Source organism: Ferdinandcohnia sp. SAFN-114 (assembly GCF_059415045.1).
Window position 1 is genome coordinate 1 of the sequence record NZ_JBPFDQ010000212.1, and the last position, 872, is coordinate 872.

The 872-nt window shown below is 33.8% G+C and carries 1 protein-coding gene; it reads left to right on the forward strand.

Features of this window, described 5'->3' with window-relative positions; genetic code table 11:
• Nucleotides 1-689: 689 nt before the first annotated feature.
• Nucleotides 690-800 (forward strand): DUF2639 domain-containing protein, encoded by a 111-nt coding sequence (locus ACR65M_RS26970; RefSeq protein WP_440274955.1) that lies wholly within the window; start codon nucleotides 690-692, stop codon nucleotides 798-800.
• The last annotated feature ends 72 nt before the right edge of the window (nucleotides 801-872 follow it).

Consider the following 872-nt stretch of genomic DNA (forward strand, 5'->3'; position numbering starts at 1 on the left):
TCATAAAAATAGTTGGGAAGCAAAATTGTACATCCTTAAACGAGCGAAAATGTACATTTTATCATTGACATTTATAGTCATTCCGACACAAGGAAGTATTTTATAGTTCACAGAGTCCGAATCACCAGGGCCTTCAGACACCAAGTAGAAATTCTAGGTTCACAGAGTCAGAATCAACACAAAGCTCCAGTTTTCGCCGGGGAACTTCCAGGTTCCCTACATAAAAAATTAAAGAACAAAACAAAAGCTCCCATTTTACTCAAAGGGGAGCTTTTTTTAATCCCAAAATCCACTAATGAATTTTGCGAAAATATCCGAACTAAAATAAAAGAATGAGCAAAGAAAAAAAGCAATCACTAGACCAGTTAATATCCAACTAAGGGTCTCCTTCTTCACACAATCACCTCTTTTATATACTATTTGCATAATGGAATCTTTCATACAACCCAAAAAACCTCTAGGACACCCTAGAGGTTCTTTGTATATATAAATGATAGGGGAAATGAAGTAAAAAATGCCTCTAATTATGAGAGAGTAATTAGAGGCAAGAGAGAAATGAAAACTTCATTGAATTAGACGAACTGTTTTGTAAAAGGTTACAAACCCTATAAAAATTTTTTTTGATACTCATTCTTTTTCTTTTCCATGCATACATATAGGACAAGCGTAAAAAAAGAGGGGGATTTGATATGGCTTATCCAGGATCAAAAGGTTGGTACGTGAAACAATTAAAAGAAAAAGGGATTTACCAGCATCCAGTTGAGCGAAAAAAACTAGAAACGTATAAAACATATATCTGATGCTAGACTAAAAAGTAGACACAGATTGTTATAATAAATATATCAACTATAACGAGGTGTGTCTGTATGGCA